The following is a 743-nucleotide window of genomic DNA, read 5'->3' as shown; positions in this document are numbered from 1 at the left end:
TTGGGCACAGGGGTTGCTACGTCTTTAGGCGGTGGCGCCAAGTATGAGAATGGTGCATGGACTGCTCCTACATTCACGGTTAAATCGGTTAAGGATGATGGTACTGAAGAAGAGAAGAAGTATACTACTGTTGCAGAAGCTTTTGCTGATGTTGGTACATCTTTCACGAATATTAAAAACGATATTACCAATGTAAAAGGTGATAGTCTTGTTAAGTGGAATGAAGAGAAGAAACTGATCAAGATTGGTGGCGAAAAAGATGGTACGACAATCACTGTTGCTGATAAGGATAGTAAGGCTCGAACTCTCTCTGGTGTGAAGGATGCAGAAAAGAGCGACGAAGCGGTTAATAAAGCCCAGCTTGATAGAAATGTGGATGCACTTACGAATGAAATTAATGACGTGCGTTCAGTAGCAGTTTTCTACGATACGGAAGAAGATACAGAAGAGGTCAGTACACTTACCAGAACAGCACCTAAAGCGAAACAAAACAGTGTGACTTTTGGAGATCCGAGCAAGGGTCAGGTTGGATTGCATAATGTTGCTGCTGGTAAGATTGCCAAGGATTCACATGATGCCGTAAATGGTGATCAGCTTCATTCATTGGGCGACAAGGCTGCGACATATTTTGGTGGTGGTTCAACATTTGCAGATGGTGCTTTTACAGCTCCGACTTATAAGATCTCTAATATTACTGACAATGGTACAGTAACGACTAGTTCATATAACGATGTTGGTTCAGC

1 pseudogene is annotated in these 743 nt (G+C 42.4%); it reads left to right on the top strand.

Annotated features, from left to right (window positions below):
- Window positions 1-743: pseudogene (locus ACFIKQ_RS09060) on the top strand (hypothetical protein); the annotation flags it as partial.

Source organism: Bartonella sp. MR63HLJHH (assembly GCF_042194155.1).
GTDB classification, from domain to species: domain Bacteria; phylum Pseudomonadota; class Alphaproteobacteria; order Rhizobiales; family Rhizobiaceae; genus Bartonella; species Bartonella grahamii.
The sequence above is the reverse complement of the archived record's forward strand: the minus strand, read 5'-3'. Positions and strand labels throughout refer to the sequence as shown.